The organism is Methanocaldococcus lauensis, assembly GCF_902827225.1.
Lineage (GTDB): Archaea > AGJL01 > Methanococci > Methanococcales > Methanocaldococcaceae > Methanocaldococcus > Methanocaldococcus lauensis.
Map to the genome: position 1 here is coordinate 1,130,293 of NZ_LR792632.1, position 26,928 is coordinate 1,157,220.

At 27.9% G+C, this 26,928-nt stretch carries 23 protein-coding genes; 3 read left to right on the top strand and 20 right to left on the bottom strand.

Features of this window, described 5'->3' with window-relative positions; all coding sequences use genetic code 11:
- Positions 1–83 precede the first annotated feature (83 nt).
- The 9 genes from KMP69_RS06065 to hisD all read right to left on the bottom strand — a co-directional run bounded on the left by KMP69_RS06065 (position 84) and on the right by hisD (position 13,062).
- The gene (locus tag KMP69_RS06065) at positions 84–2,720 is read right to left on the bottom strand and encodes a valine--tRNA ligase (RefSeq protein ID WP_214399565.1); all 2,637 of its coding nucleotides are present in this window, start codon (positions 2,718–2,720) and stop codon (positions 84–86) included.
- A 168-nt stretch (positions 2,721–2,888) separates the two neighbouring features.
- Entirely contained in the window at positions 2,889–3,581 is a 693-nt protein-coding gene (gene purQ, locus KMP69_RS06070) for a phosphoribosylformylglycinamidine synthase I (RefSeq protein ID WP_214399566.1), read from the bottom strand.
- 34 nt (positions 3,582–3,615) lie between these two features.
- The gene (locus tag KMP69_RS06075; RefSeq protein ID WP_214400779.1) at positions 3,616–3,909 is read right to left on the bottom strand and encodes a histone family protein; all 294 of its coding nucleotides are present in this window, start codon (positions 3,907–3,909) and stop codon (positions 3,616–3,618) included.
- Positions 3,910–3,935: 26 nt separating this feature from the next.
- Positions 3,936–4,565, bottom strand: a complete 630-nt coding sequence (locus KMP69_RS06080) for an orotate phosphoribosyltransferase-like protein (protein ID WP_214399567.1) — start codon at positions 4,563–4,565, stop codon at positions 3,936–3,938.
- Between the two features lie 419 nt (positions 4,566–4,984).
- On the bottom strand, positions 4,985–5,716 hold the full coding sequence (locus tag KMP69_RS06085) for a 7-carboxy-7-deazaguanine synthase QueE (RefSeq protein WP_214399568.1): 732 nt from the start codon (positions 5,714–5,716) through the stop codon (positions 4,985–4,987).
- A 36-nt stretch (positions 5,717–5,752) separates the two neighbouring features.
- Positions 5,753–9,262 carry a chromosome segregation protein SMC gene (gene smc, locus KMP69_RS06090; protein ID WP_214399569.1) on the bottom strand — a complete coding sequence of 1,170 codons (3,510 nt, stop codon included), beginning with the start codon at positions 9,260–9,262 and terminating at the stop codon, positions 5,753–5,755.
- Between the two features lie 28 nt (positions 9,263–9,290).
- Positions 9,291–10,958: an adenine deaminase gene (gene ade / locus KMP69_RS06095; protein ID WP_214399570.1), complete on the bottom strand. Its 1,668-nt coding sequence runs from the start codon at positions 10,956–10,958 to the stop codon at positions 9,291–9,293.
- Positions 10,959–11,016: 58 nt separating this feature from the next.
- On the bottom strand, positions 11,017–11,673 hold the full coding sequence (locus KMP69_RS06100; protein WP_214399571.1) for a DUF5612 domain-containing protein: 657 nt from the start codon (positions 11,671–11,673) through the stop codon (positions 11,017–11,019).
- 108 nt (positions 11,674–11,781) lie between these two features.
- A complete protein-coding gene (hisD, locus tag KMP69_RS06105; RefSeq protein WP_214399572.1) occupies positions 11,782–13,062 on the bottom strand; it encodes a histidinol dehydrogenase in 1,281 nt (426 codons plus the stop codon).
- Positions 13,063–13,169: 107 nt separating this feature from the next.
- Between hisD and KMP69_RS06110 the strand changes: the two genes are divergently transcribed.
- Entirely contained in the window at positions 13,170–14,084 is a 915-nt protein-coding gene (locus KMP69_RS06110; RefSeq protein ID WP_214399573.1) for an apurinic/apyrimidinic endonuclease family protein, read from the top strand.
- Between the two features lie 78 nt (positions 14,085–14,162).
- On the top strand, positions 14,163–14,825 hold the full coding sequence (aroD, locus tag KMP69_RS06115; RefSeq protein WP_214399574.1) for a type I 3-dehydroquinate dehydratase: 663 nt from the start codon (positions 14,163–14,165) through the stop codon (positions 14,823–14,825).
- Between the two features lie 9 nt (positions 14,826–14,834).
- Here the strand turns inward: aroD and KMP69_RS06120 are convergent, their stop codons facing one another.
- The 7 genes from KMP69_RS06120 to KMP69_RS06150 all read right to left on the bottom strand — a co-directional run bounded on the left by KMP69_RS06120 (position 14,835) and on the right by KMP69_RS06150 (position 20,770).
- Complete coding sequence (locus KMP69_RS06120; RefSeq protein WP_214399575.1) at positions 14,835–15,428, bottom strand: DUF447 domain-containing protein; 594 nt, start codon at positions 15,426–15,428, stop codon at positions 14,835–14,837.
- Between the two features lie 5 nt (positions 15,429–15,433).
- On the bottom strand, positions 15,434–16,213 hold the full coding sequence (locus tag KMP69_RS06125; RefSeq protein ID WP_214399576.1) for a 50S ribosomal protein L11 methyltransferase: 780 nt from the start codon (positions 16,211–16,213) through the stop codon (positions 15,434–15,436).
- 23 nt (positions 16,214–16,236) lie between these two features.
- Positions 16,237–16,995: an ABC transporter ATP-binding protein gene (locus KMP69_RS06130; protein WP_214399577.1), complete on the bottom strand. Its 759-nt coding sequence runs from the start codon at positions 16,993–16,995 to the stop codon at positions 16,237–16,239.
- A gap of 15 nt (positions 16,996–17,010) precedes the next feature.
- Positions 17,011–18,057 carry a FecCD family ABC transporter permease gene (locus tag KMP69_RS06135; protein WP_214399578.1) on the bottom strand — a complete coding sequence of 349 codons (1,047 nt, stop codon included), beginning with the start codon at positions 18,055–18,057 and terminating at the stop codon, positions 17,011–17,013.
- A 19-nt stretch (positions 18,058–18,076) separates the two neighbouring features.
- Positions 18,077–19,144 (bottom strand): methyltransferase, encoded by a 1,068-nt coding sequence (locus KMP69_RS06140; RefSeq protein WP_214399579.1) that lies wholly within the window; start codon positions 19,142–19,144, stop codon positions 18,077–18,079.
- 43 nt (positions 19,145–19,187) lie between these two features.
- Positions 19,188–20,303, bottom strand: coding sequence for an iron ABC transporter substrate-binding protein (locus KMP69_RS06145; protein ID WP_214399580.1), 1,116 nt, complete (start codon positions 20,301–20,303; stop codon positions 19,188–19,190).
- Between the two features lie 224 nt (positions 20,304–20,527).
- The gene (locus KMP69_RS06150) at positions 20,528–20,770 is read right to left on the bottom strand and encodes a TRAM domain-containing protein (protein WP_214399581.1); all 243 of its coding nucleotides are present in this window, start codon (positions 20,768–20,770) and stop codon (positions 20,528–20,530) included.
- 183 nt (positions 20,771–20,953) lie between these two features.
- Here KMP69_RS06150 and KMP69_RS06155 point away from each other — a divergent pair, with 183 nt between their 5' ends.
- Positions 20,954–21,898: a methionine synthase gene (locus KMP69_RS06155; protein WP_214399582.1), complete on the top strand. Its 945-nt coding sequence runs from the start codon at positions 20,954–20,956 to the stop codon at positions 21,896–21,898.
- Here the strand turns inward: KMP69_RS06155 and KMP69_RS06160 are convergent.
- The 4 genes from KMP69_RS06160 to KMP69_RS06175 form a co-directional block, all read right to left on the bottom strand.
- Entirely contained in the window at positions 21,882–23,447 is a 1,566-nt protein-coding gene (locus tag KMP69_RS06160; protein WP_214399583.1) for a DUF2341 domain-containing protein, read from the bottom strand. The two genes, KMP69_RS06155 and KMP69_RS06160, sit on opposite strands and share 17 nt — an antisense overlap.
- Positions 23,448–23,628: 181 nt before the next feature.
- A complete protein-coding gene (locus KMP69_RS06165; RefSeq protein WP_250543586.1) occupies positions 23,629–24,405 on the bottom strand; it encodes an IS200/IS605 family accessory protein TnpB-related protein in 777 nt (258 codons plus the stop codon).
- A gap of 136 nt (positions 24,406–24,541) precedes the next feature.
- Positions 24,542–25,081 (bottom strand): hypothetical protein, encoded by a 540-nt coding sequence (locus KMP69_RS06170; protein WP_214399584.1) that lies wholly within the window; start codon positions 25,079–25,081, stop codon positions 24,542–24,544.
- Complete coding sequence (locus KMP69_RS06175; protein WP_214399585.1) at positions 25,074–26,915, bottom strand: DUF2341 domain-containing protein; 1,842 nt, start codon at positions 26,913–26,915, stop codon at positions 25,074–25,076. Before KMP69_RS06175 ends, KMP69_RS06170 begins: the two co-directional genes overlap by 8 nt.
- Positions 26,916–26,928: the final 13 nt, after the last annotated feature.

A 26,928-nucleotide genomic window follows, 5' to 3' on the forward strand; every position in this document is an offset into this window, starting at 1 on the left:
AAAGATTATAATGAATTTTTGCTATTAATTCTTGTTTTTGATTCAATTTTAAAAATTTAAAAATTTTTGTTTAAAATTTTTTATTACTTTCTAATAACTGCCACTGCCAATACATTTTCAATATCTATTGAATCTACTTCCTCACCTTCGCAGAATAAAGCCCTTTTAACATCCTTAATATGTTCCTTTCTAATAACTCCATACTCAGTATTTAATCCCTCATTTATTATCTTATCCAATGTTTCCTCATCAGCATTTTTAATTAAGTCCATAACATACTTAGCATTCTTTTTAAATTCTGGGCCTATCTTAGATTTATCAGGAATTATTTCAACTATTCTATACTCTAAATCTGGCTTACCTTTTATTATTTCAAGGTTTTCAATTTTTAAAGTACCTTTAATGTCATTTGCTGTTTTTATTAATGCATTGTATGTCTCTTCATCCTCTGTATATATTTCAACATACTTTAATGGAGCATTTAAAGGCATTCCTTTATTGGATTTAAATCTTCTAATAGATATTACAGTATTTTTGGCTATTTCTCCAATTTTTTCTATACTCTCATTTAAAAATTTCTCATCTACTTCTGGGAATGAAAAGTGTAGATTCTCAATTTTATAAATCTCACCTATATAATCTGCAAAGTGTGGAGCAAATGGACAGAGTAATCTTATTAACTTGTCTATTACATAGTAGAGAGTCCATCTTGCCTCCTTTTTATCATCCTCATTATTACCATACAATCTATATTTAACCATCTCTATATAATTGTCGCAAAACTCATGCCATACGAACTTGTAAATTTCTACTATTGTATTAAATCTATAATTCTCTAAATCTCTATTAACTCTATCAATTAACTTCTGTAATTTACTTAAAATCCACAAATCTATTGGATTCTTTACATCTAATGGTTTTTTTAACTCTTCAATAATCTCATCATTTATATGCATCTTAGCAAATCTACAAGCATTCCAAAACTTTCTTAAAAATCTATAACCGTAATCAACTTCTTTCCATAAAAATTGGACATCATCTCCAATAACGCTATTACTTGCCCACAATCTTAAAGCGTCTGCTCCATACTTTGCAATAATTTCATCTGGCTCTACAACATTACCCCTACTTTTACTCATCTTATGTCCATCCTCTCCAAACACCATACCATTTATAACTATCTCATCCCATGGCTTTTTGCCAGTTAAGGCAACAGACTTAACTATTGTATAGAAAGCCCAAGTTCTAATAATATCATGTCCTTGAGGTCTTAGTTGAACAGGATAATGCTTTCCAAAGAATTCATTATCATCTAACCACTTAGTTATAACCATCGGAGTTATAGATGAGTCCATCCATGTATCTAAAACGTCAGTTTCTGGAATTAAATCTTTATTACCGCACTTATCACAAACATAGCCTGTTTTAGTTGGGTCTATTGGTAAATCCTCTTCTTTAGCAACTACTACATTTCCACATTTCGGACAATACCAAACTGGTATTGGTGTAGCAAAGATTCTTTGCCTACTTATAACCCAATCCCAATCCATGTCTTCAATCCAATTTAACAGCCTAATTTTCATATGTTCAGGAACCCATTTAATCTCATTAGCAACTTCTTTAACTTTTGGAATTAATTTTTTAACATTAACGAACCACTGTTCAGTAACTATAATTTCAATAGGAGTTTTACATCTCCAACAAACTCCAACATTTTGCTTTATTGTCTCTTGCTTAATTAAATATCCTTCTTTCTTTAAATCTTCTATAATCAATTTTCTGGCTTCTTCTGTTTTTAATCCTTTATATTTACCAGCAATTTCAGTTAAAGTTCCTTTCTCATCAATTGCTTTTTTAATTTCTAATTTGTGCCTATTTACCCACAGAACATCTGTTTTATCCCCAAAAGTACATACCATTACCGCCCCTGTACCAAACTCTTTTTCAACATCATTATCTGCTAACAGTTTAACCTTATGTCCAAACAGTGGAACTATAAACTCTTTTCCAATTAAATCTTTATATCTCTCATCCTCTGGATGAACTAATATAGCAACACAGGCAGCCATAAGCTCAGGTCTTGTAGTTGCTATCATTATATACCCATCTCCATCAGCACTGGGGAATTTTATGTAATTTAATTTACTCTCCCTTTCAATGTATTCAACTTCAGCAAATGCTATTGCAGTTTGACATCTTGGACACCAATTTACTGGAAACTTACCTCTATAAATTAAACCATCTTTATACATTCTAACAAAGGCTGTTTGTGACTTTCTAATATATTCAGGAGTCATAGTTATATACTCCCTATCCCAATCAATTGATATTCCAAGAGATTTTATCTGTTTTCTCATTTTTTCAATGTTTTCTTCAGTTAATTTTATACATAACTCTCTAAATTTCTGCCTATCAATGTCAGATTTTGTTATTCCATACATCTCTTCAACTTTAACCTCTGTAGGCAATCCATGACAATCCCAACCTTGTGGGAATAAAACATTAAATCCTTTCATTCTTTTAAATCTTGCAATTATATCCATATATGTCCAATTTAGAGCGTGTCCTAAGTGTAATCTACCGGTAGGGTATGGTGGAGGAGTGTCAATAATGTATGGTGGTTTTTTGCTATTTTCATCAAATTTGTAAATTTTGCTTTCTTCCCATTTCTTCTGTATTTGTTTTTCAATTTCTATATTGTAATTTTTAGGCATTTCCATAATTATTCACCATTCTTACTTTGTTTTGTTAATCTAATTAAATAATAAGGTATTAAAAAATTTACTGTTTTTTATAAATAATTTAGGCATATTAATAAAATAGAAATCTCTCCCTACCTTTCTTTAAAAGTATGCATACTCTATTTTAAAATAAAAAATGTAAAATATTTAAATCTTTTTAGCGTAATCTATCATTCCTTTGAACATTTTTAATCCATCATCTGAGCCTAATATTTTTTCACTGGCTCTTTCAGGATGTGGCATTAGTAGAACACAATTTTGGTTTTCGTTACAAACTCCCGCTATATTGTCAATAGAGCCATTTGGATTTGCCTTTTCTGTCACTTCACCAGTTTCATCACAGTATTTAAACACTACCATATTATTTTTATACATATAGTCAAGAGTTTTATCGTCAGCGTAAAATCTACCCTCTGCGTGTGCTATTGGTATCTTTAAAACGTCTCCTTTTTTATAATACTGAGTAAATGGTGTTTTGTTGTTTTCAACCCTTATATATACCCATTTGCAGATAAATCTTGCATTTATATTGTTTGTTAATGTTCCTTTTGAAAAACCCGCCTCTAAACCAATTTGAGCTCCATTACATATTCCTAATACTGGCTTTCCTTCTTCAACCATCTTTTTTAATCCTTTGATTATTGGAGTTCTTGCACTTATTGCTCCTGCCCTTAAATAATCTCCGTATGAGAAGCCACCGGGAATTACCGCCCCTTTATATTCATCTAAGTTATCCTTAGTAAAAAAAACAAGTTCTGGCTCTCCGCCGGCTAATTTTATAGCATGACAAACATCCAACTCACAATTTGTCCCTAAGAATTTAGTTACTGCAATCTTCATACTCTCTCCCGTTAATTTAGGATTTATTTTTTATTTATTCTAATTCGGAAGTAATTACATTTAACATCTCTTTAATTAATATCGGCATCTTGTCAGTTCTTTCACTGAGTTCTATAATCTTTCTCTTCAATCTTTCGTCATCACAATTTCTAATATCTTTCGCTTTAATTGTCTTCCTACCATCTTTTTTTGCATTTTGCTCAGCAACTTCTGTAGTTATTTTTATTATTTCCATTAATAAATTGCTTAATTCATCAACAGCCTCGGAGGATATATTAAAGTCAGTGTATTGCTTCATTATTCTCTTTATTGTAGTTTTTGGTAACATCAAAATACCTCCTTATTATTTTATATTTATTTTATATTTTCTTCTACATTTACTACTCCCACTCTAATTAGTGGAATTAATGGCACTTCCTCAATTTCATCCAATCCACTTTTATCAATTAAAACAATTATTAATTTTGGACTACAAATTTCTTTTAACTGTTTTATACATTCTTTTAAAGTGCTTCCACTGGTTACAACATCATCTATAATTACTGCTCTTTTATAATTTACAGGAGAAAAGTTGTGAGAAATTGAACCAGATATTTTTTTACCTTCTTCAGATATATGTTTCTTTGGTATATATACAGTTAATTCTTTACCTAACTCAGTTGCCACCAACGTAGCAATAGGTACTCCACTCGTTGAAATTCCTACAACTGTGTCAAATTCAATATTCCTACTTTTTATTACATCAACGATTATTGAACTAATATATTTTAATCTATTTGCCGTACTTCCAATATTTTTCCAATCAATGAATATATCTACATTTTTTAAACTCAGAGATTTTTCCTCATTTTCCAATAATTTTTCAGCATTTAAAACCAAATATCTTGCAGTATCCATTGATACATTTAACTCTTCTGCAATTTCACCAATAGTTAAACCATTATTTTTCAGTTCAATAACCTTTTTTAATAGTTGTTTGTTCATAAATCTCCCTCATCATTTTTATTTATAATAGTTAGTATTACTTGGTAAGTTTTTATAGTTTAACAGGATTAAATTAAGTTATTAGTTTTACCATTGGTAGTTTTTAAAATTCTAATAAAAAATAACGATATTTTAAATAAAATCATAATAAGTAATGTCCCAATAATTAATGTTTTATATGGAGGTTTTAAATTAAACATTAAGATAAGGAGAATCCCAAATAATATATACCAAATATGCCAATATAATTTATAATTCTGTTTTTTATTACCCTTTAATTTTAATATATTCATATTGCCACCTCGGTATCCACCATTAATATTTTTAATTTTTTATTTTTTATAAGTTTTCTTAAATTGTTGAATATCTTATTAGTCGTTTATAAAATCGTTTTTTGATAACTGTTCTTTGAAATACAGCTATAATACACCCAAATACTTATGCATTTGTATTGTTAGCATAACATTGTCCTTTAAATATTCCCCACACGCCTCCATAATTTCAAATAATTTTCTCTTAGAAGGAGATTTTATATTTCCATAGGGCGTTACTGGTTGAATACACAAAGTTATATCACCAATATCGCTTAAATCTTTTGCTATTTCTTTTACAGTATTTATATTGGTATTTTCCATAATAACAATTTTAGCATAAACATCAGAATTCAAATTATAAAGATTTTTTATAGTCTTTATTTCATTTCTATATAATTTTTTATATTCATCCTCTTTTATATTATTAAAATGTTCTCTCAACTTTATGTCTATTGAGGCAATATCAAAATAAAAAACTCTGTCTGGAAACATTCCATTACTTTCTAAGAATGTCTTATACCCTTTATCTTTTAAAATTTCAACAATTTCTTTCAATTCTTTAAAATAAAGTAGTGGCTCTCCACCAGTAAAAGACACTGCAAACAAATCTGGAGTTTTTAACCTATCTATTATATTAACTATATCCTCAATATCCATATTTTTTAGTGTCTCAAATTCCCCACTTCCTGGAGCTTTTTCAACTCTATTTAAGTATTTTTTATGATTTTCATCGCAATAAATACATTTTAAAGGACATCCAGCAAATCTTACAAATATAAATCTTCTTCCAATATACTTTCCTTCTCCCATTATTGAACTAAAAATTTCTCTTATCATCCTTATCTCTCCAATATTTTTATTTATTTTGATTTATTACAATTTTATTCCAACTACCTTACTCAAACCGTTTTTCATATAAACTCCATAAACTACATCTGCTTTACTAACCATCTGTTCCCTATGGCTTATAACTATAAACTGACTTTTTTTAGAGGCGTTTTTAATCATATCTGCAATTAAAGAGACGTTTTTTACATCTAAGGCGGCATCAATCTCATCCAGTATATAAAATGGTGAAGGATTCAATCTTTGAATAGCAAATAAAAATGCTAAGGCAGTTAAACTCTTTTCTCCTCCACTCATGGCATCTAAACTTAATAATTTTTTACCCCTTGGTGAGGCATCGATTAAAATACCTCCTTCAAATGGATTTTCTTCATTTTCTAAACTTAATTTCCCTATACCTCCAATTTCTTTATAAACTTCCTCAAAATTTTTAGCCACTTTCTTAAATACTTCCATAAATACATCTTTCTTTTTATTTTCAAGTTCTTCCATTAATTGTAAATACTTTTTTTCATCTCTCTCATATTCTTTCCTTTTTTCTATAAGCTCATTATATCTGTTTAAAATATAGTTATAATCTTCAATAGCTCTCATATTTACTGGCTCTAATTTTTTTATTTCATTTTCTATTTCTCCTATGTATATTTCAAGCTCTTCAATGCTTTTATTATCTAATTCCTCATTTATATCTGTTTTTTCGCATAGATACAATTTTTTCTCTTCTTCTTCCAATTTACTCTCATATTTTGCCTTTTCAACTATAAGCTCATTTATTCTATTTTCAATATCTCTAACTTTATTTATCAAATCTTTTTTACACTTTTCTAAGTTTTCTATCTCTTTTTCTATATGTTCTCTTTTTTCAGAAAGTGATTTTATATTTTTAGCTATTTCTTCATATCTTTTTTTCTTTTCTTCTAATATAGATGAGTTTTTTTCAATGCTGTCTTTATACAATTGTATATTTTTCTTTAGCATTTCTTTTTTATTTGTTAGTTCTGAAATTTTGTTATTTAACTCTTCAATTTTTGGAATTAATATCTCTTTTACTAAACTAAGTTCTTTGTCAATCTCATTTTTTAACTTATCTTTTTCTTTTTCTAAGATTTTTAATTCTTCGTCAATCTCTCTTAATCTTTTTAGATATTCGTTATTTTCATATTCTTTTAATTCACTAATAACTTTTTTTCTTTTTTCAATTAATTCATTTATCTTATTCTCTAACTCTTCAATTTTACTTGATATTTCTTCTTTTTTAAGTTTTAAATTACCAATTTCTTCTAAAATTTCCTTATTTTTTAATTCCAACTCCTTTATTTTTAAATTGTTTTTTTCTATAATTTCTCTCCTTCTCATTTCATTTTTCTTAATTATTTCTAACTTGTTTTCAATTTCCATTTTTTTAGCAGAACTATTTTTTATTATCTCATTTAATCTTTCAATTTCACCTTTTATATTTCTCAATTCACTCTCAACAACCTTGATATTATTGGCTATTTCATTTAACTTACTCAAATCAATATCTACTTTAATTTTTGCTCCACTTTTGAATGTTCCCCCTCTTAACACACCACTGGGCTCTATAACCTCCCCATCCAATGTTACAAATCTAACTTTTCTATACTTCTCAGATAAAACTTTGGCAACATCAATATTTTCAACTATTACAGTGTTTCCAAACACATACTCGAAAATTTTTCTATATTTTTCATCAAACTCTACTAAATCAATTGCCCTTCCTATGACACCATCTTCAACTATATAATCTGCCTCTCTACCTTCAATTCTATCCAACGGTAAAAATGTGGCTCTTCCAAGTTTTCTCTCTTTTAAATACTTTATAGCTCTTACAGCGTCATCTATTCTTTTAACAACTATGTAATTTAACCTATTTCCAGCCGCCACTTCAATGGCTGTCTTATATTCAACCTTGGTTTTTCCTAAATTTCCTACTATATCAATAACGCCCGGTAAATTGGCATTTAATATTTCTTTAATAGCTCTATCTAAACAAAACTCTTCCATTTCTTTTAATGCCCTAATTCTTGCATTTTCTTTAACATATTGAGAATGCAATTCATCCAGTTTTATCTGTAAATCCTTCTTTTTTTCTTCAAGTTCTTTAATTTTCTTTTTTGAAAATTCTATCTCTACTTTTAAGTTTTCGAGTTCTAAATATAGGGGCTTAGTATCAATAACTTCAAAATTTTCAAGTTCTTCCTTTAATTTTATAATAATTTCGTTATTTTTTTCAATTTCAAAATATCTTTTATTTATTGTATTTTCTAAATCATTTAATTCTTTTTTTAATTTATAAAGTTCGTTCTGATTTTTTTCTATTTCATCAGTTAAATCTATTTCTAATTTCTTTAAATTTTTAATAATATTTTCACTTTCAGAAATTACATCCATTAGTCTTTCTTTTTCATAATTTAAATCGTTAATCTTATTTTCAATCTCTTTAATCTTATTTTCTTTTTCAATTATTTTATTTCTATATTCAATTATCTTTTTTTGGGTATTTTCAATTTCATTCTTTTTAGTTTTAATTTCACTTTCAATTTTATTTAGTTCATTTATACTATTGTCCAAAACTTTTTTATCATTTTCAATATCTAACTCCAATTCTTTTATTGACTTATGTAGTTCTAAAACTTCCTCATTGCCTTTTTCATTTAGTTCGTTTATTATATCATTTAATTTTAACTTTAAATTTTCAATTTTAGCATTTATCTCTTTAATTTTTCCCATAAATTCATCTTTGAGACTTTCTAAACTTTTAATGTCGTTTTGGAGATTCTCTAAAATGATATTTAGATAATTAACTCTTTTTAAAATTAAAAGATATTTTGCTGATTTTAACTCCTCATTTAACTTTATATATTTTTCAGCGTCTTCCTTTTCTTTTTTAAGTTTTTTTAAATTATTTTCTACTTCACTAATCCTTATGTCAATCATTTCAATTAATTCCCTTGCCTTTTTCAATTCTTCCTCTGCCTTTTTCTTCTTTTCGTCAAATTCTGCAATTCCACTAATTTCGTCAATAATTTTTCTTCTTTCAATTGGAGAAATATTTATAATTTTTAATAAATCTCCTTGCGATATTACCGTATCCCCTAACAAACCTAACTTTCTAAATAAGTCAATAATTTCATACTTAGATAACTTTTTTCTTTTTTCTTTGTCATTCTCCTTCCAAACTAAAAAATAGTCAGTTTCTCCACTTTTCTTAATTCTTCTCAATATTCCTACGCTATCGGCGTTAACATTAAATATATTATTATCATTTGAAAAATATAAACAAACCTCTGAATACTCTTCTCTCTTTCCGTTGTGATAAGTTATTAATTCTTTAAACCTGTTTGCTCTCAACTTTTTAGCAGAGGTTTTTCCTAAAACAAAAAGTATAGCATCAACTATGTTGGATTTTCCACTACCATTTGGCCCTACAATGGCTGTAAATCCTTTTGGAATGTCTAATGATAATTTTTTAAATGATTTAAAGTTTTTTAATTCTATTTTTTCTAAAGTAACCATTATAATCACCGACAGTTTTAATTACCGCTTAGCTAATAAATATCTCAACCAACTTCATATTTTTCACTAAACCTTTATCAGTTATTTTTAGTTCTGGGATTACTGGTAGTGTAAAAAAGCTCATACTTAAAAATGGATTGTCAAAGGAACTCCAATTTTCTATTTTTTTATAGAGAGTGTTAATTTTTTCAAATAAGTATTTTCCATTATCGCTCATTATTCCTCCTATTGGTAGAGATAAATATTCAATTTCTCCATTTTTAGCACATACAAAACCTCCACCAATTTCTTTTAATTTATTTACTGCCAAAGCTAAATCTTTTTCATTATTTCCTATTGCAACTACATTATGAGAATCATGAGAATATGAAGAGGCTATAACTCCCTCATTTAAAAAATTGTATATTAATCCCCTCCCAATATTTCCAGTGTTTTTATGTCTCTCTATAACGAAAATTTTGTTTATTACATTTTCTTTTAATAATAATTTTACCTCTTCAGAATCAAATATTAATTCTTCAGTAATTAAACTATCTTTTAATGGTTTTATTACCCTAACAAGCCCAGATTTTTCATTGTAGTCAATACCTTCAATTAAAAAATCATCTTTATCCTTTTTTGAGTATCTTAAAGTATTCATAAGATTTTTTGGAATTTTTTTATCTTTATTTTCATTTAATTCTTTTAAGACATCATCTAAGAATTTTCCTTTTATAACTATATCATAAACTTTAAAATTCTCTAAATCATCAAAAATTATAAAACTTGCCTCATTACCCGGTTTAATTCCTACATCAAAACCAAAATAATTTGATGGATTTATTGTAACCATTTGAATAGCCTCTATTGGAGAGACATATTTAGTAGCTTTTCTTAAAATATTCAACATATATCCATCTAAATCTTTAAGACAAACATCATCACTAACTAACATAATGTTTCTTAAATCTTTTATTTTTTTGCATATATTTAGTAAATAAATGTTTTTTGAAGCAGTTCCTTCTCTAATCATTAGTTTTATTCCCAATCTAAGTTTTTCTAAAGCCTCTTCTTCATCAACACATTCGTGGTCGCTCATAATTCCATAAAAGATATATTTATTTAAATCCAAACCTCTTAACTTTGGACAGTGTCCATCAATCAATTTTTTATATTTTTTAGCAACTTCTATCTTCTTTAATAACTCTTCATCTTCATTTATCACTCCAACATAATTCATAACCTCTCCTAATCCCAAGACATTGTTTAAATTGATTAATTCTTCAATATCTTTTTCTGTTATTTTAGATCCATTAGTTTCTAAGTTTGTAGCAGGCACACAAGAAGGAAGCATTACATAAACATCTAAAATTTTAGCATCGTTTAACATAAATAATATTCCTTCTTTCCCAGATATGTTTGCTATTTCGTGAGGGTCTATAACAACTTTCGTTACTCCACTTTTTAAAGCAAACTTCTCAAACTCAGAGGGAATTAAATGGGATGATTCTATATGAATATGCCCATCTATAAAAGTTGGAGACAAATACTTTCCTTTTAAATCATAAATTTTTACATTTTTTTTATTTTCAATTATTTTATCAATTTCATTATTTAAATCTACAAAATAAATTTTGTCCTTTTCATAAGCAACATTTCCATTAATAATCTCTCCCGTATATACATCTACAATATTAACATTTTTAAAAACTATCATAAGATTCTCCCTTTAACCTTATTGCATGCCTTTTTTATTTATTATTAACTAACGGTTATTATAAAACTCTACCCTTAACCTTATTTATATCAAATTTAGCAGTTTCAGCTATTGCCATAACAGCCAATACACCAGCCTGTAAAGGATCTCCAACGACTAAATCAGCTACTTTTGGAACAGAACCAAACATTTTTAAACTAATTACAGGAATATTTGTTTTTTCTTTCAATTCTTTTACTGCTTCAGTAATTTTTCCACCCATTAAAGAACCTGCTAAAACTAATATTCCTACTCGTGGTAGTGTTGCAACAGCCTTTACAGCTTCATATAAATTTTCTTCACCAACAATGGGTAAAGTATCAACGCTAATCCTTTCTCCTCTTATGTTATGTCTATCCGCCTCACTTATTGCTCCTCTTGCAACTTCTGCTACTTGAGCACCTCCACCAATAATAATAACTCTCTTTCCATAAATCTTTTTTAAAGAACTGTGAATTTCAAAGTTTTTTACATACTCACAATTTTCTATTCTTTTTTTTAATTCATCAATATTTTTAATTCCTTCAACTTCCATATAAATAAATCCAATTTTGCCATCATCTTTAATAAATTGTTGAGTATAAGTTATATTACCCCCTAATTCAGAAAGAATTCCAGTAAGTTTGTGTAAAACTCCTACTTTATTTTCAGCCTCTATGCTTATTCCAATTTCCATAATCTCACATTAATTCATACTATTTCCAAAATAAAATTAAGTTAAAAATTTTAAAATTTATTAGGTTTTATAATTTATTCAAATATTCTATTTATTTAATTTATATTTTTATTTATTTAATCTTCTTTTAACAGCTTCTGCATGCCCATATAATCCTTCAATTTCAGCCAATGTAATAACAGTATCAGCAATATTTTTTAAACTATCTTTATTTAGTTTTTGATAGGTTATTTTCTTTAAAAATGTCTCTACATTTAACCCAGAACACATTCTTGCAAATCCTGATGTTGGCAAAACATGGTTAGTTCCTGAGGCATAGTCTCCAACTGGAACTGGGCTATATTCTCCTAAGAATACACTACCTGCATTATTTATTTTATCTAATATTTCCTCAGGGTTTTTTGTTAATATTTCAAGATGTTCAGGAGCATATTTATTTGAGAACTCTATACATTCATCTAAATCTCCAATTAATATAGCCGAGTTTTGTAGTGCTTTTAAAATAATATCCTTCCTTTTAGATCTTTCAATCTCCTTAAATATTCTCTCTTTAAACTCTTTTGCTTTATCTTCTGATGTAGTTACTATTATGCAGGAAGCATTAGGGTCGTGTTCAGCCTGAGCAATAAAGTCCAAGGCAACATATTGAGGATTTGCTGTTTCATCAGCAATTATTAAAACTTCAGAGGGTCCTGCTAAGAAATCTATTGCGACATCACCATAAACCATTTTTTTAGCGACAGTTACATAAATATTTCCTGGTCCTACGATAATATCAACTTTTGGAATAGTTTCTGTTCCATAAGCCAATGCTCCTATTGCCTGCACTCCTCCAACTTTGTATATAGCAGAAACTCCAACTATGTCTCCAGCTACCAATGTAGCAGGATTACCTTTTCCTTCTCTTGTTGGAGGTGAAGTTATATATATTTCCTTACATCCAGCAACTTTTGCAGGGATTGTAGTCATTAAAACTGTTGAAGGATATAATGCCCTACCTCCAGGAACATAGCAACCTACTTTTTCTATTGCTCTAACAAACTGCCCTAATATTATTCCATTATTTTCAACTTTTAAATCTTTTATATGCTCCATCTGTTTTTTATGGAAAAAGTAAATATTTTCCTTCGCTTTTTCAATTGCCTCAATAACTTTATAATTTAGTAAATTGTATGCCTCTTCAATCTCTTCTTCACTAACTTTAAAATTTTCTATATCAACACCATCAAACATTTTTGTGTAGTATCTTACAGCCTCATCCCCTTTCTCCCTAACATCTTTTAAAATCTCCATAACCTTTGGTAAAATTTCTTCAAAGTTTGCTTTATTCCTATTGATTATTTTTTCTTCCTCCTCTTTAGTTAATTCTTTAATTTTTTTTATTATCATAACCTATCACCAAAATTTTGATTAAATTTTAACAAAGTTTATATATAGCTAATCCCCAATATAAATAATGATTATAGAATAAAAATAAAAGATAATAAGGTGAAAGAATGATACTATTTGAGTGGGGGACTTATAATGCTTTATCAACATTAAAACAGGCGGCATTATTAGGAACGAGGATTACAGAAATACCTCCAGCAGTTTTATCCAGAAGGTTACCAAGTGGTTATTATGAAAGCTACAAAAACTTAGGTAAGGAATACTTTACAGTGATATTGGCTCACGGCCCTTATTATAATTTAGCATCTGAAAAAGGTTTAAAGGCTCATCTTTCAGCTATAGAAAAAGCTACCCTATGTGGAGCTGAGATATACAACTATCACTTAGGAAAAAGGGTAGATGACGCATTAAATTATCACTTAGAAGTTTTGAAAAAATTTAATGAAGTTAATAGTGATATGATATATTCTCCAGAACCAGCGACAAATATTGAAGAGTTTGGAACATTAGATGAAATCGAAGAACTTGTAAAAATGGCTAAAGAAGAGGATATAAAAATTATTCCATCATTACAGTTAGAAAATATATTCTTAAATGAATTGAATGTTTATGAAACAGACGATTTAGATGAGGCAAGTGAAAAGGCAGATGTTAATTGGTGGCTAAAAATTTTCAAAAGAATGGATAAAATCTCAGACTATATAATGCACTTTAGATTTTCACAGATAATTGGACTTAAATATGGAAAAAGATTTTACAAGAAGAGAGTGCCATTAGGTAAAGGATACCCACCAGTTGAGCCATTAGTAGAGGCTTTATCTATATACTTAGTAGATAACGCTACAAAGGGAGGATTTAAAAAAGTTTTATTTGTTTATACTGGATTACCAGAAGTTAAATATAGAGATTTAATTGATTTATATGCTATGATTATGAAGAAATCAATAGATAAGTTAATGAGTAAAGATAGCCAGATTGAGTATGGTGACTTCTATAAATTTATGAACCCTGAGGAAGAATAACTTTTTATAACTAAATTTTTGTTAAATTTATTTTTTCATCATTTAAATTTATTAATGTAATGTATTGAGTTGGTAGTTATGATATGCCTTCCAGTTGTTGAAAACAATATAACTGATGCTATAAAAAGAGCAGAGGAATATCTAAAAATTGCTGATTTAGTGGAGTTTAGAATAGATTTTATGGAAAATGTTAATGAAGAAGATATAAAGAAACTCGCTAAATATCCTTGCATAATAACAGTTAGACCAGACTGGGAGGGAGGATACTGGAAAGAAGATAATGAAAAAAGATTAAAACTGATAAAAAAAGCGATAGAATGCAATGCTAAATATGTTGATATTGAATTGAGAGAGCAAAAAAATAAAGAAATTGTAAATTTTAGAGATGAAATAAATTCAAAAACGAAAATAATTGTTTCATATCACGATTTTGATAAAACTCCCTCCAAAGATAGATTAATCAATATTGTAGAGGAATCTTTAAGCATTGGAGATATAGCGAAGTTTGCAACAATGGTAAATAACAAAGAGGAAATTTTGAATATTTTAGAGGTTATAAATAGATATTCTGGGAGAGTTATAGGTATTGGAATGGGAGAAAAAGGAAAGATAACGAGAATATTAGGGGTTTATTTTGGTTCAATACTCACTTTTGCATCCTATAAGGGTAAAAGTTCAGCACCTGGACAAATAGATGTTTTCACCTTAAAAAAGATTTGGGAGTTAATGGATTTAAAATAATCTCAAATTTTATTTTAAATTATAAATTTCTTTTAACATTACCTCAGCCAATTTTTTATGTTCTAAACTACCAACTTTTTTAATTATTGAAAAATATTTATTTAACTCACTTATAAATTCTTTTTTATCTTTCTCGTTTAATTTTACATTTTTATTTGTTAATCTTGAGTATATAACAGCCATCTCTACTAATAAACCATCAGCCCTATTGTAAGGTTTTGGAAGATTCTTTAAATAAATTCTATCTATCTCCTCTCCCTCTACTATCATCATCTTACTTTTACCAAAAATATCATTTTTTTCAATAAACTTTCTACCAATCACTTTACAAAAAATTACATAGTATGAATTTTTCAGATAAGGAATTTTACTTTTGATTTTATTATAATATAAATAGTCATCTTCATCTTCTAAAACTGCCTTAACTAACTCAATAGGATGAACAACATTAACTGAAAAATAATCCTCAGTTAAAAGATTATAATATGTATGAGAACCATAAAAAAGATGCATAATAATTTTATTATCTTTAAAATAAACTCCAATAGGGGCTTTATTATCTCTATCATCTTTTTTTGTGGCAATTACTACTTCATATATCATAAACATCACAGTAATCTTACTTTTATACTCTCTAAGTCTCCTCCTCTTTTATACGATAAATTTATTTTTATAATTCCTTTATTTGCATTTTTATTTAGTGGAATTACTAATGGAGGATTTAACATTGGTGTCTGTCCTCCTATATTTTCAGTATCTAATACAGTATAGGTTCTTAATTTTATTCCCAAATTTTTACAGTTTTTCTCTAAATTTAATTTTAAAGTGTAATTTACTTTTATAGGATTTATTTTATAAAAATCTACTTCCTCATAAACAACTTCTTTAGAAACTTCTTCTGATTCAATTTCTTCATCATAATAAATGTGAGTCATTTTAGCCTCTACAAGTTGTATAGTATTGATAACCCCATTAGGAATTATTCTCCCATCTTTTTTTAATAAATCTCTCTCAATAATTGAGTTTATAACCTTAACCTGCGGTTCAGTGATTAAGGCAGTGTCTAAAAGTTCTGCAATAACTACATCCGCCTTTTCTTTAAAGTTGTATGTTATAGCATCTCCCTCAATAATATCTATATTTTCAAATTTATTAACATATATATTCTCTCTTGCATAATCATAAGTAAAGGGGTCGAGTTCAATAGCATAAACCTTCCGAGCCCTTCTTGCCGCTATCATTGCCAGTATTCCGCTACCTGTCCCCAAGTCAAAAACTACATCATCTGAATCAACTGCCTTTTCTATTGCTTTTTTAAAAATAGACAATCTCTCATAATCAGTTATTAGTGAATAGTGCCATTGAGGGACTTTTAATTTTAACTTCATAAGGAGCCCTCTCAATTTTTATTTTAAACATCGACTGGAATTACTACTGGAATTCCTCTTATATTTTCAACAAATGCATTAACGCCATAAACAGCCTTAATATTCTCTGGATTTATTATACTTCTATCTCCCTCAGCAAAAATCTTTCCATCTTTTAGCATAATAAATTTATCAGAATATCTCAAGGCAAGATTTAAATCATGCATAACAACAATTGATGCAATGTTTTGGGATTTTGATATATCTCTTATAATCTTCATAACCTCTAATTGATTTTTTAAATCTAAATTATTAGTTGGCTCATCCAATAAAAGAATCTGTGGCTCTTGCACCAATGCCCGTGCTATTATAACTTTCTGTAACTCTCCACCACTTAGTTCATTTGTATATCTTAAGGCATAATCCTCTAAATTTAAAAGTTTTAAAACCTTATATGTTATTTCTATATCTCTATCTGTAATTTCCCATTTTATATGCGGTTTCCTACCTAACAAAACAGCATCAAATACTGTCATATAGTTACCTTCTGCCTTTTGAGGAACATAACCAACTTTTTTTGCTAATTCATGGTTATCTAATTTATTAATATCAAAATTGTCAATTAATATTGTCCCTCTTTTTGGTTTTAAAATTTTATTTATACATTTTAAGAGTGTTGATTTTCCAGCACCATTAACTCCTAAGATAGAAACTACTTCCCCCCTTTCAACCTCAAATTTTATATTATTCAGGATTTTTCTACTTTTATATGAAAATTCAACTCCATCAATAGAGAGAATCATTAAATCACCATATTTTTATTTCTTATACATTCTCAGCAACAAATAGAGAAACATCGGAGCTCCAAGGAATGAAGTTAATATTCCAACTGGCAATACAATTGGAGCAATTATTGTCCTCGCAATTGTATCTGCAATTAACAACAAAACCGCTCCGAATAAAGCAGAGATTGGAATTAAAAACCTATAATCCCCACCAATGCAAATTCTTACTATATGTGGACAGATTAAACCAACAAATCCTATTATTCCCAAAAATGCAACATTTACAGATGTTAATAGTGAGGCAATTAGCATCCCAATTAATCTTGTTCTTTCTGTATTAACTCCTAATGATTTTGCCGTTTCTTCTCCACTTTCCAATGCGTTATAGTCCCATCTCTTATAGATGAAATAAATCAAAGAAGGTATCATAATTGCAGCCATAATATAAATCTCTGTCCATAGAGGTCTGCCTAAATCACCAAAAGTCCAATAAACCATTGCCGCTAACTGTAATTCATCTGCAAAGTATTGTATTAATGTTGTTCCAGCTGTAAATAATGAACTCATTGCCACTCCTGCCAAAATCATTGCTTCAGGCGTTAATCCCCTTAACTTTGCAAGTAATAATATTATAACAACCCCAATTAAAGCTCCTAAGAATGCAAAAACTGTTATTGAATATGGATTATTAACAAATATCTTTCCAGAGCTTTCTGCTCCTCCAAAACCAAGTAAATATATTGCTAATGCCGCTCCAAACATTGCTCCATGTGAAATTCCCATTGTAAATGGACTTGCTAACGGATTTCTTAAAATGCACTGCATAACTGCACCAGCAACAGATAAAGATGCTCCAGCAATTATTGCGGCAAAAATTCTTGGTAACCTTATGTTCCAAATAACTAAATTTACATCCTTTGTTCCATTACCTATTAAAGCATCTACAACCTGATAAACAGTTAATCTATAATCCCCAACACATAAAGCATAAATTGCACTTAAAAATAGAATTATTAATAATATAATCCCAAAAGATATCTTTTTCTTTGTATATTGCCTATATTTTTGTGGAATATCCATATTAATCACATTATAATTTTTATTTTACCTTTTTAGCAATAATCATCTTACTTTTTCCAAAACACTCAAATCCTAAAAGTTCTTGGATATTTATAACTTCTAAAATTTTAAAGCCCAAATTCTTTAAGTATTCCAAATAATCATCAAAATTCAAATCTCCCTTAAATGTAAATCTTATCCTGTCTTTTTCAAGTCCTGCAGGTTTGAAAAAGTTCCATTCCATATTGTTTAAATAATCCTCAATACTCTCTTCCTCTTCTGGAAAAAACTGCTTATTTATAAACAATCCTCCTATATTTAGAGCATTATAAACTTTTTTTGCTATATGGGGATTTTTTCCTCCTGGATTGTAAGATGTGAAGATTATATCATAGTCCTTTCCAATGTCATCTTTATAAAAATCTCCTGCAATTGTAAAAACATTCTTCGCATTATACTTTTCAATGAATTTTTTTGTTACTTCAACAACCTTTGGTAAATCAAAAACATAGCATTTTAAATTTTTATTTAACATACTAAATCCAATTGCGTACAATCCATGCCCTCCACCTAAATCAAGAAGTTTTTTGGCATTTTTAAACTCTTCATATTTTGAAATATAATTTAAAACCTTTGGTAATTCCCAGCATTTGCATTCATCAGCCATTCTTATAACAACTTCTGGAAAAAAGTTATTACTATCAGTTTTGGAAAAATTATATTTATTTTTTAAAATATCAATTAAATTTTCCCAATTTTTGATATTTTCAAAGTAGTATGATATTGGATTAACTAAACTATAATTTGATTCCTTTTTTAGATAAATATTGGTTATATCAGTATTTTTATAACAAACCTTTCCATCTATAACTTTATTTTCAATTAAACCGAGATTATTTAAGATTTTTAACATATATTCTATTAAAATTAAATCACATTTTAAAATCTCAGCCAATTCCTCTACACTTTTAAAATCTTCCAAATAATCAAATAAATTCAAATCTAATGCAGTTTTTAATAGATAAAAAATCCTCGTTTTTGAATAAATTTCATCAAAAAGTTTCAATATTTTTTCTGGACTTTCATTAGGACATTTTAAAAGAGACATATCTATCACCACCTAAAAGAAAAATAAAAATAGAAATAGTTAATTATTCAAACTCCAATTTTTTAAATCCACCTAATATTTCTTTCATTACATTATAAACTGGCTTTCCTACTAAGAAAGTGTATATTTCATCTGCCTTTTTCTCTGGATCTATATCCTTAAATCTTTCTGGATAGAGAACTTTTCCAATGTAATATGCATCTGCAAGGGCTGTTCCAATGTTTGTTGTGTAATAATTATAAGGCAACAATCCATAAACATTTCCATTTTTAAATGCCTTTAATGAGTTGTAAAACTCTGGATTCTTCTTATAATCTTCAATAACTAACTTTAAGCCCCCTTCGTCAATAAATATATAGTCAGGATTCCATTTTAAAATTTGTTCTTTATTAACAAATACATGCCCCTCTTTATTTAACTCATCAGCAACATTCTTTGCATTAACAGCCTCAAATGGTGGGTATTTGCATTGAGTACTATCAATTCCATGCATTCCTTTAAATCCAATTCCACCAACATAGACAGTTGGTTTTTTGTCATCTGGAATTTCTTTTGTCCTATTTTTTAAATCATTTTCACAATCTTTTATAAATTTAATAACTTCTTCAGCTCTTTCTTCTTTATCTAAAATCTTCCCTGCTATTCTTAATGATTTAAATATATCTTCATTGTTGAATGTAGCCAATTTTCCATAACTTAAAACAACTACTGGAATTCCTGTTTTTTTCTGCAAATCATCTGCCTGTTCTTTTGTTATATAGCATGCGAATATTACATCTGGCTTAACCTTTATAATTTCCTCTGGGTTTGGTTTTGGATTAGGGCCTCCCTGTCCAATAGTTGGAAGTTTTGCTAATTCTGGATGTGCTATTCTATAAGGTCTTCCGTATATCCTCCATTTTTTCTCTGCATCCTCTACACCAACAACTTTATCTGTTGCATTTAAATAAACTATCAACCTTAAACATCCTGGCCCTATACATACTATTCTATTTACATCTTTTGGAACCTCAACTTCTCTCCCAAGCATGTCTATTATTTTTATTGTTGTGTTTTGGGCAGTTTCTTGTGATGTTTTTTCAGAGCATCCACAGAATGATATAGATAATGATAGAGATAGTATTAATATAGCAAATAATGCCACAAACTTTTTCATCATCTACATCACCAAATGATGATATATTATTATAATGAGGGGATTTAATAATAATCTTATTTAAATCTTACGCATAAAAACATTGGTATTACTTAAAATTAAAAGATTTAAAACTTTAAATAAATTTTTATATAATACAAACAAAAAAATCATACTTGATTTATTAATTTATTTTAAAGAAAATAGTAGTAAAAGAGTAGAAATTTAATTAAAAATTTTTTGAAATTTTAAATTTTTTCTGCAAATGCAAACTTACTCTTTACTGATGTAACTTTTATTTTAACAGTATCTCCTTTTTGGGTTTCAGGAACAAATACAACAAATCCTTCAACTCTTGCGATACCGTCTCCACCTTTACCCATATCTTCAATTGTAACCGTGTAGGTTTCTCCTTCTTTGACAGGAATATTTTTTCTAACTTCATTATTTCTATTATTTCTAAAATTTTTTCTACCTTTATTATTAAACATTTAATTCACCAAACTTCAACAAAGTATTTATTTCAAACTTTCATCGCATTTCGCTCAAACATTCCTTTGTCAAAAGGGGTATAAATACTTATGGATGTGCAAATATTTTCATATTTTTTCACAACTATTGAAAATCTATAACCTTATTAATACTAATAATGTTATTATTTTTTGGGTGAAAGAATGATAACAACAGTTGTTGGTAGTTATCCAGTTGTTAAAAAAGAAGAGACATTTTTTGATAAAGTAAAAAAAGTTTTTGGATTGTACGATGAATATAAATACGCTATTGAAAAGGCAGTTATAGATCAGGTTAATGCAGGAATAGATATTATAAGTGAGGGGCAAGTTAGGGGCGACATGATAGAAATTTTTACAAATAAAATGTATGGATTTGACGGAAAAAGAGTTATTGGTAAGATTGAATTTATTGAGCCAATTACTGTAAAAGATGTTTTATACGCTAAAAATATTGCTAAGAAATTAAATCCAAAGGTAGAAGTTAAAGGAATTATAACTGGGCCTTGCACAATATCTTCATCTGTTAGAGTTGAAAATTATTATACTGACAATAGAGATGAAAATTTAATTTACGATATTGCCAAAGCTTTAAGAAAAGAAGTTGAAGAATTAAAAAAATATGTTTCAATAATTCAGATTGATGAGCCAATATTATCAACAGGTTTATATGATTTTGATATAGCACGGAAGGCAATAGATATAATTGTTAAGGATTTAAATATAAAATTTGCCATGCATGTTTGTGGAAATGTTTATAACATTATAGAGGAGTTGAATAAATTTAATGTAGATATTTTAGACCACGAATTTGCTTCAAATAGAAAAAATTTGGATATATTGGAAAGTATAAAAAAGAAAGTTGGCTTTGGTTGTGTAAATACTAAGGTTAAAAGTGTTGAAAGTGTAGATGAAATAAAAAGTCTAATAGAGGAAGGTTTAGAGATATTAAAAAACAATGAAAATTTGAATAAAAATTTATTTGAGAATATTTTAATAGATCCAGATTGTGGGATGAGGCTATTACCAATAGATGTTGCATTTAATAAATTAAAAAATATGGTAAAAGCCACTAAACTTATAAAAAGTGAATTCAGTTCTCTTCTATAAGTGGTTTATATCCTACATTACCCCAACTATCTCTTTTATTTGTATATAAGCCAATAATAGAATAAGAGCCATTATAAACGAATATGTATTCTCCATCTTCACCATAGTAGATAGTTCCGGTAAATGTTTTTGGCTTTTCTTCTTTATAGTCAGGATTTGTATATTCTTCATTACTAACAGTTGTTGTGATATCATTTACATCTTTTAGGAAAATCCAATCAATTGATACTTTTGCATTACTATTTACTAAAGTATTTATTGAAATCGGATAATTATTACCATTATTTCCATTAGTAAATGCTCTCTGATACAATATATTTAAAGTATCATCAAGGATTGAAAATTGTAAATCTCTATTTGAGATTCTTTTTAAATCATAAATATAAAACCCATTTAAATATGTATTACCATTTGGAACATAATCTCCTCTATTACTACCTACTCTCATATATAACCAATTGGTACTCCAATTATAACAATCCCAACCTACTCCAATATAATCAGATAATGACTCAAAAAATCCAACAGCTTGGGCATGAACTGGCGTAAAATTACCTCTAAACATTAATTCATATCCTGTTCCATAGATATTTTTAGTCCATACACTTGAACCAATACCTTGAACTGTTAAAATACCATTATTTATATCCCATCCACCACTAACATTCCATTTATCATAATCCATATAATTAAAGTCATCAAATAGTATAAATGTATCATCTGGATTTTGCCTATCAACGGTTGTTGTTGAATTGTATAGTAAATAAATTTGGTTGTTGTTTATTAATTGGCTTTTATTACATCTCACCCAAATAATTGAGATGTCATTAGGCCCTCTCCAAATTTGTACCCAATATGGTAATAGATCATTATTTTTTCCTACGATTCTAATTTCTCTTGGCGAAAATGGGTTATACATATGGTTATAATTAAAGTTAGTGTTATTTAATATTATACAAAATGTATGATTTTCATCATCATTTGGAAAGTTATTTACAGTTATTATTTTATAATAACTCCAATTGTAGTAAAATTTATTTAAATACACATAAGGGTCAGGAATCCTTGATAGTTTTATATCTCTATCTATTGGTAGTTGCTTAACTCCAACGACCTCTCCATTATTTAACTTCTTTTTATAGTTAATAGTTACAGTTAATGATAGATGAACTATTTTAGGATTTCCAGTTGGAGTAATATTTACAAAAGAAACATTATAAGTTATATTTTCAGTTCCTTTTAAGCAACCTAAAGTTTTATTAGTCTCATTTTTTATTAAACTGTCTATATAATTAACCGCCTCATTAGATGTATCAAAGAATCTTCGTTCCTTCATTATTTTATAACTTGTATTTACAAAGGCATCTTCAACAATTTTATCGATATTTCTCTCGATAGTATTTTTTAAGTTCTTTTCATATAAACTAAACTTTTTTATTTTTATTTCATCTTCAATAGATTTTGTCTTATAATCGATAGTAGCATAATATACCGTTGAAATTACAAACATTAACATAACCAATATCATGGCATTTTGTGAGAGATACATAATAATCCCGTTTCCCATTTTTATAGCATATAATAGCATTTAACAACTTAGCAATATAAGCTAAGTTATGGAAATGGGTTGTCCTCAGCCCACAGATTCATAGGGAATACCATTCCCTCTGCTGTAGGTTCATTGGACTTCGGGCTGAACGGAAACAGCCCCATAAACCTTTTTATCAAAGTTATGATGACCTCAAAGGCAGAGCCCTCTCATCGGCTAATTTATATAGTTGAGATAATCTATTTCCACAGTTTGGGCATAATATAGAGGTGTAGGAAGGATTTACCTCAACAACTTTAACACCGAATTCTAAGCACTTATTTTTGAGGATTTCTAAAAATTTTTTAGCCGAGATGTTGTGTAGTTTATGTTTTAGCTTTTTAAATGAGTTTTTAACAATATTTTGGTTAAAATAAGAGGACAAATCCTCAATAATTAAAACTGCATCTTTTTCTTTAAGTTCTTTAGATATTTTGTTAGTTATATGTGGTTTTAGAGGAATAACTATTCTACCATTCGGTGTAGATGCTCTTAAATGCATTGTTTTCTTTCCTTCTTTATCTATTGAATATAGTTTTTCTATATTAGTTTTAAAATCTTTGTAGTTGAATAAAATATCATCTAACCATAAAGAGACATTCCTAACTTCTGGTGTTTCCGTATATGCTTTTCTCCTCTTTTTCATGGATATAAAACTTTTTATCCTCGTGGATGCATCTTGTGAGGCAGTGTAAATATAATGAGTCGGCATCTTCGGATATTTGTTTTTTATTTCTTCATATATTCCCTTCCTAATCTTTATATGTCCTTTTAATTTATTCTTTAATCCAAATTCTAAGGCAATTGATAAAATTTCTTTATAAACCTCTATAGTATTCTCTATGATTTTTATTTTTGTTCTCGTTAATGGTTTGCTTTTCAATACCACTGTTTTAGATAATTTAATAATTTCTGTCATCTTCATTCACTAAATAGTTCTTTTGTTTATTCAATAATAATACATTATTTATAAGAATTACGATATAATAATTACGCTACCATAAGTATCTATATGTTATGGTATCTACAGAAATTAAGAAACTGTCGCAAACCTTTTAGTTTTCAAATAAATATAGTTCAACTCTTGATGAATTTATATTTCTTGATAAATAAACTGGCATATGTATTGGGTAATTTACATATCTTTGAAAGTTATATGCCTCATCGTAATCGAGGAATCTTTCATTTGAAATATTAATAAAATCATCACTTCCATATATTACATACCATCCCTCACTCCTATTTAATGTTAAAACTGCTAAAACATATATGCTGTTATTTTTGTTGTAGGTTCCATCAGTATGGTTAATCAGAAGATGTCCATCAATATATAACTGATAGTTTTTCAGAGGAATCTTTTCTTCTAAAAGTTTTTTAGATTCGTTAGTTTTGTTAAAATAATATAGTAAAACTGCATTTTGCAGAGTTCCATCTTCTGAAAGATGTTCCATCGTTTTAATCCCTCTATCAAATATATAATCTGCTTTAACCATATCAACATAGTTGTTGTTATGGTCTGTAATAGATATGGTCCAATAAGCCATTCCTATAATTAAGATAGTTGTTCCAATAGCTAAATCTATACTGTTAATCATTTGGATTCACCATTATGGTAATATTTCTTGGAGATAATGTTAAATAGTAAAAGTCTGTATTATCATCAGTTTCTATTTTAAACTCTACTGGTAAAGGACTACTTAATATTTCAATTTTATTTATTCCAGATTTTATATTTGGTGTAATATCAATAGGTTGTAATACTGTAAGAAGTGGCTTTCTATATACATATCCATTCACTGTAAAAATAACCTCAGATGCAAGCCATCTAACATCTGGCTCAGGTTCATAATATTTTCTAACAAACACCCAGTCAATACTTATATTTCCATTTTTTTCAGAATCAGGTGGATTATATCCTCCTCCCTGTGAAGTATCATATTCCCTTGCATAGAATGAAACTGGTAAATTACCATTATATACATAATTAGACAAACTCCAAAATTCATTATCGTTAATTAACAGATTTACATTGTTATTTTCATTTCTTTGTATTTCGTAGGTGTTCCAATTATTGTATAGATTATCTGGTAGTATTCTATATTCTATATGATTTTCATCAGTTGTAGATGATTCAAATCTTAAAAACTCTCCTCCCCAATGATAGTTTGAGACCATTTGTCTATCATATATTGTATATCCATGGTAATATCCTCCCCATTCTTCATATCTTTTATGAAAATTCGCTCTAAACCTTACTGCGGTGTGACTATCATAATTACCTGTAGTTATATATATCTCATTATCGTTAGTAAGATTATTCACATTATAATAGTTATAATCCAAGCTTAAATATGTAAAGTTTATCCCATTAGGGTAAGTATCATTTATAAATAGGGGATTTCTAAAATTATAAATCCATTTATTTAAGTTCTCTTCAGAGAAATTGTCAAAGAATACAAATGTATTTTCTCCATTACTCTTTGATTTTGCATTTGGATTTCCATAGAGCATATAAATTAATTTATGCTCATTTGGAGCTAAATTTACTTTTACCCAGACAACTGTTCTTTGAGTATTAATTGTATTTGGTTCAATCCAGTAATTTAACTCGTTTCCATTACTATCTATAAATCTTATATCACCACAGTCAGGTTTCATCAATCCATCATTAATATAACTTCGAGAGTCAAATATTACTTTTATATCATAATCATTTAATGGTATATTTAATCTATTTATTACTAATATAGGAGCGGCATATCTCCAATCACTCCATGAACTAAATATATTTCTATTATCTGTAATAACTCTTGCAGAAGCACTTATTACATTTCCATCACATATTCTGAAATAGATATGATCTCCATTACATCCATATAAATTTACTTCGCTTTTATTTTTAGTAATTCCAGTAATTTTTGGAATATAGGCATTTTCTTTAAAGTATATTATTGTATTTGCATTTGAAATATTTGGTAAGGATATTAAAGATATGTTAGAAAATACATTTGAATATACTGTGAAATTATATCCATTAAAAGTAAATGTTATTTTATTTAGGGAAATATTACTATTGTCCAACATGTCATCAAATTCATTTGGATAAATTACAAAACAAAATTTTCCTGAATCATTTGTAAAATTATTAATAGGGTCAAATGTTTTTTCATTCAAGTTTAATATGTCTGTAAAATTTTGAATATAATCCTCTTTATAATTTCCTGGAAATTCATATTTTTTTAGAAATAAATCTTTTAATAACAATGCTTTGTGAAATTGTTCTGTATCTCTCTTTTCTTCAATACCTGTTAATAAATTATGGCTATATATACTATATCCTAAATAAAAAATACTTAAAAAGATAAATGCAACTATAACTGCCTCAAAAGTAAATATATAACCTTTATTTGATTTAATTTTTTTTATCATAACAATCTCCTTT

Bases quoted from the DNA above. Each gene is read 5' to 3' on its own strand.
- KMP69_RS06065 (WP_214399565.1), bottom strand. From the start codon at position 2,720: ATGGAAATGCCTAAAAATTACAATATAGAAATTGAAAAACAAATACAG.
- purQ (WP_214399566.1), bottom strand. From the start codon at position 3,581: ATGAAGATTGCAGTAACTAAATTCTTAGGGACAAATTGTGAGTTGGAT.
- KMP69_RS06075 (WP_214400779.1), bottom strand. From the start codon at position 3,909: ATGTTACCAAAAACTACAATAAAGAGAATAATGAAGCAATACACTGAC.
- KMP69_RS06080 (WP_214399567.1), bottom strand. From the start codon at position 4,565: ATGAACAAACAACTATTAAAAAAGGTTATTGAACTGAAAAATAATGGT.
- KMP69_RS06085 (WP_214399568.1), bottom strand. From the start codon at position 5,716: ATGATAAGAGAAATTTTTAGTTCAATAATGGGAGAAGGAAAGTATATT.
- smc (WP_214399569.1), bottom strand. From the start codon at position 9,262: ATGGTTACTTTAGAAAAAATAGAATTAAAAAACTTTAAATCATTTAAA.
- ade (WP_214399570.1), bottom strand. From the start codon at position 10,958: ATGATAGTTTTTAAAAATGTTAATATTGTAGATGTATATACGGGAGAG.
- KMP69_RS06100 (WP_214399571.1), bottom strand. From the start codon at position 11,673: ATGGAAATTGGAATAAGCATAGAGGCTGAAAATAAAGTAGGAGTTTTA.
- hisD (WP_214399572.1), bottom strand. From the start codon at position 13,062: ATGATAATAAAAAAAATTAAAGAATTAACTAAAGAGGAGGAAGAAAAA.
- KMP69_RS06110 (WP_214399573.1), top strand. From the start codon at position 13,170: ATGATACTATTTGAGTGGGGGACTTATAATGCTTTATCAACATTAAAA.
- aroD (WP_214399574.1), top strand. From the start codon at position 14,163: ATGATATGCCTTCCAGTTGTTGAAAACAATATAACTGATGCTATAAAA.
- KMP69_RS06120 (WP_214399575.1), bottom strand. From the start codon at position 15,428: ATGATATATGAAGTAGTAATTGCCACAAAAAAAGATGATAGAGATAAT.
- KMP69_RS06125 (WP_214399576.1), bottom strand. From the start codon at position 16,213: ATGAAGTTAAAATTAAAAGTCCCTCAATGGCACTATTCACTAATAACT.
- KMP69_RS06130 (WP_214399577.1), bottom strand. From the start codon at position 16,995: ATGATTCTCTCTATTGATGGAGTTGAATTTTCATATAAAAGTAGAAAA.
- KMP69_RS06135 (WP_214399578.1), bottom strand. From the start codon at position 18,057: ATGGATATTCCACAAAAATATAGGCAATATACAAAGAAAAAGATATCT.
- KMP69_RS06140 (WP_214399579.1), bottom strand. From the start codon at position 19,144: ATGTCTCTTTTAAAATGTCCTAATGAAAGTCCAGAAAAAATATTGAAA.
- KMP69_RS06145 (WP_214399580.1), bottom strand. From the start codon at position 20,303: ATGATGAAAAAGTTTGTGGCATTATTTGCTATATTAATACTATCTCTA.
- KMP69_RS06150 (WP_214399581.1), bottom strand. From the start codon at position 20,770: ATGTTTAATAATAAAGGTAGAAAAAATTTTAGAAATAATAGAAATAAT.
- KMP69_RS06155 (WP_214399582.1), top strand. From the start codon at position 20,954: ATGATAACAACAGTTGTTGGTAGTTATCCAGTTGTTAAAAAAGAAGAG.
- KMP69_RS06160 (WP_214399583.1), bottom strand. From the start codon at position 23,447: ATGTATCTCTCACAAAATGCCATGATATTGGTTATGTTAATGTTTGTA.
- KMP69_RS06165 (WP_250543586.1), bottom strand. From the start codon at position 24,405: ATGACAGAAATTATTAAATTATCTAAAACAGTGGTATTGAAAAGCAAA.
- KMP69_RS06170 (WP_214399584.1), bottom strand. From the start codon at position 25,081: ATGATTAACAGTATAGATTTAGCTATTGGAACAACTATCTTAATTATA.
- KMP69_RS06175 (WP_214399585.1), bottom strand. From the start codon at position 26,915: ATGATAAAAAAAATTAAATCAAATAAAGGTTATATATTTACTTTTGAG.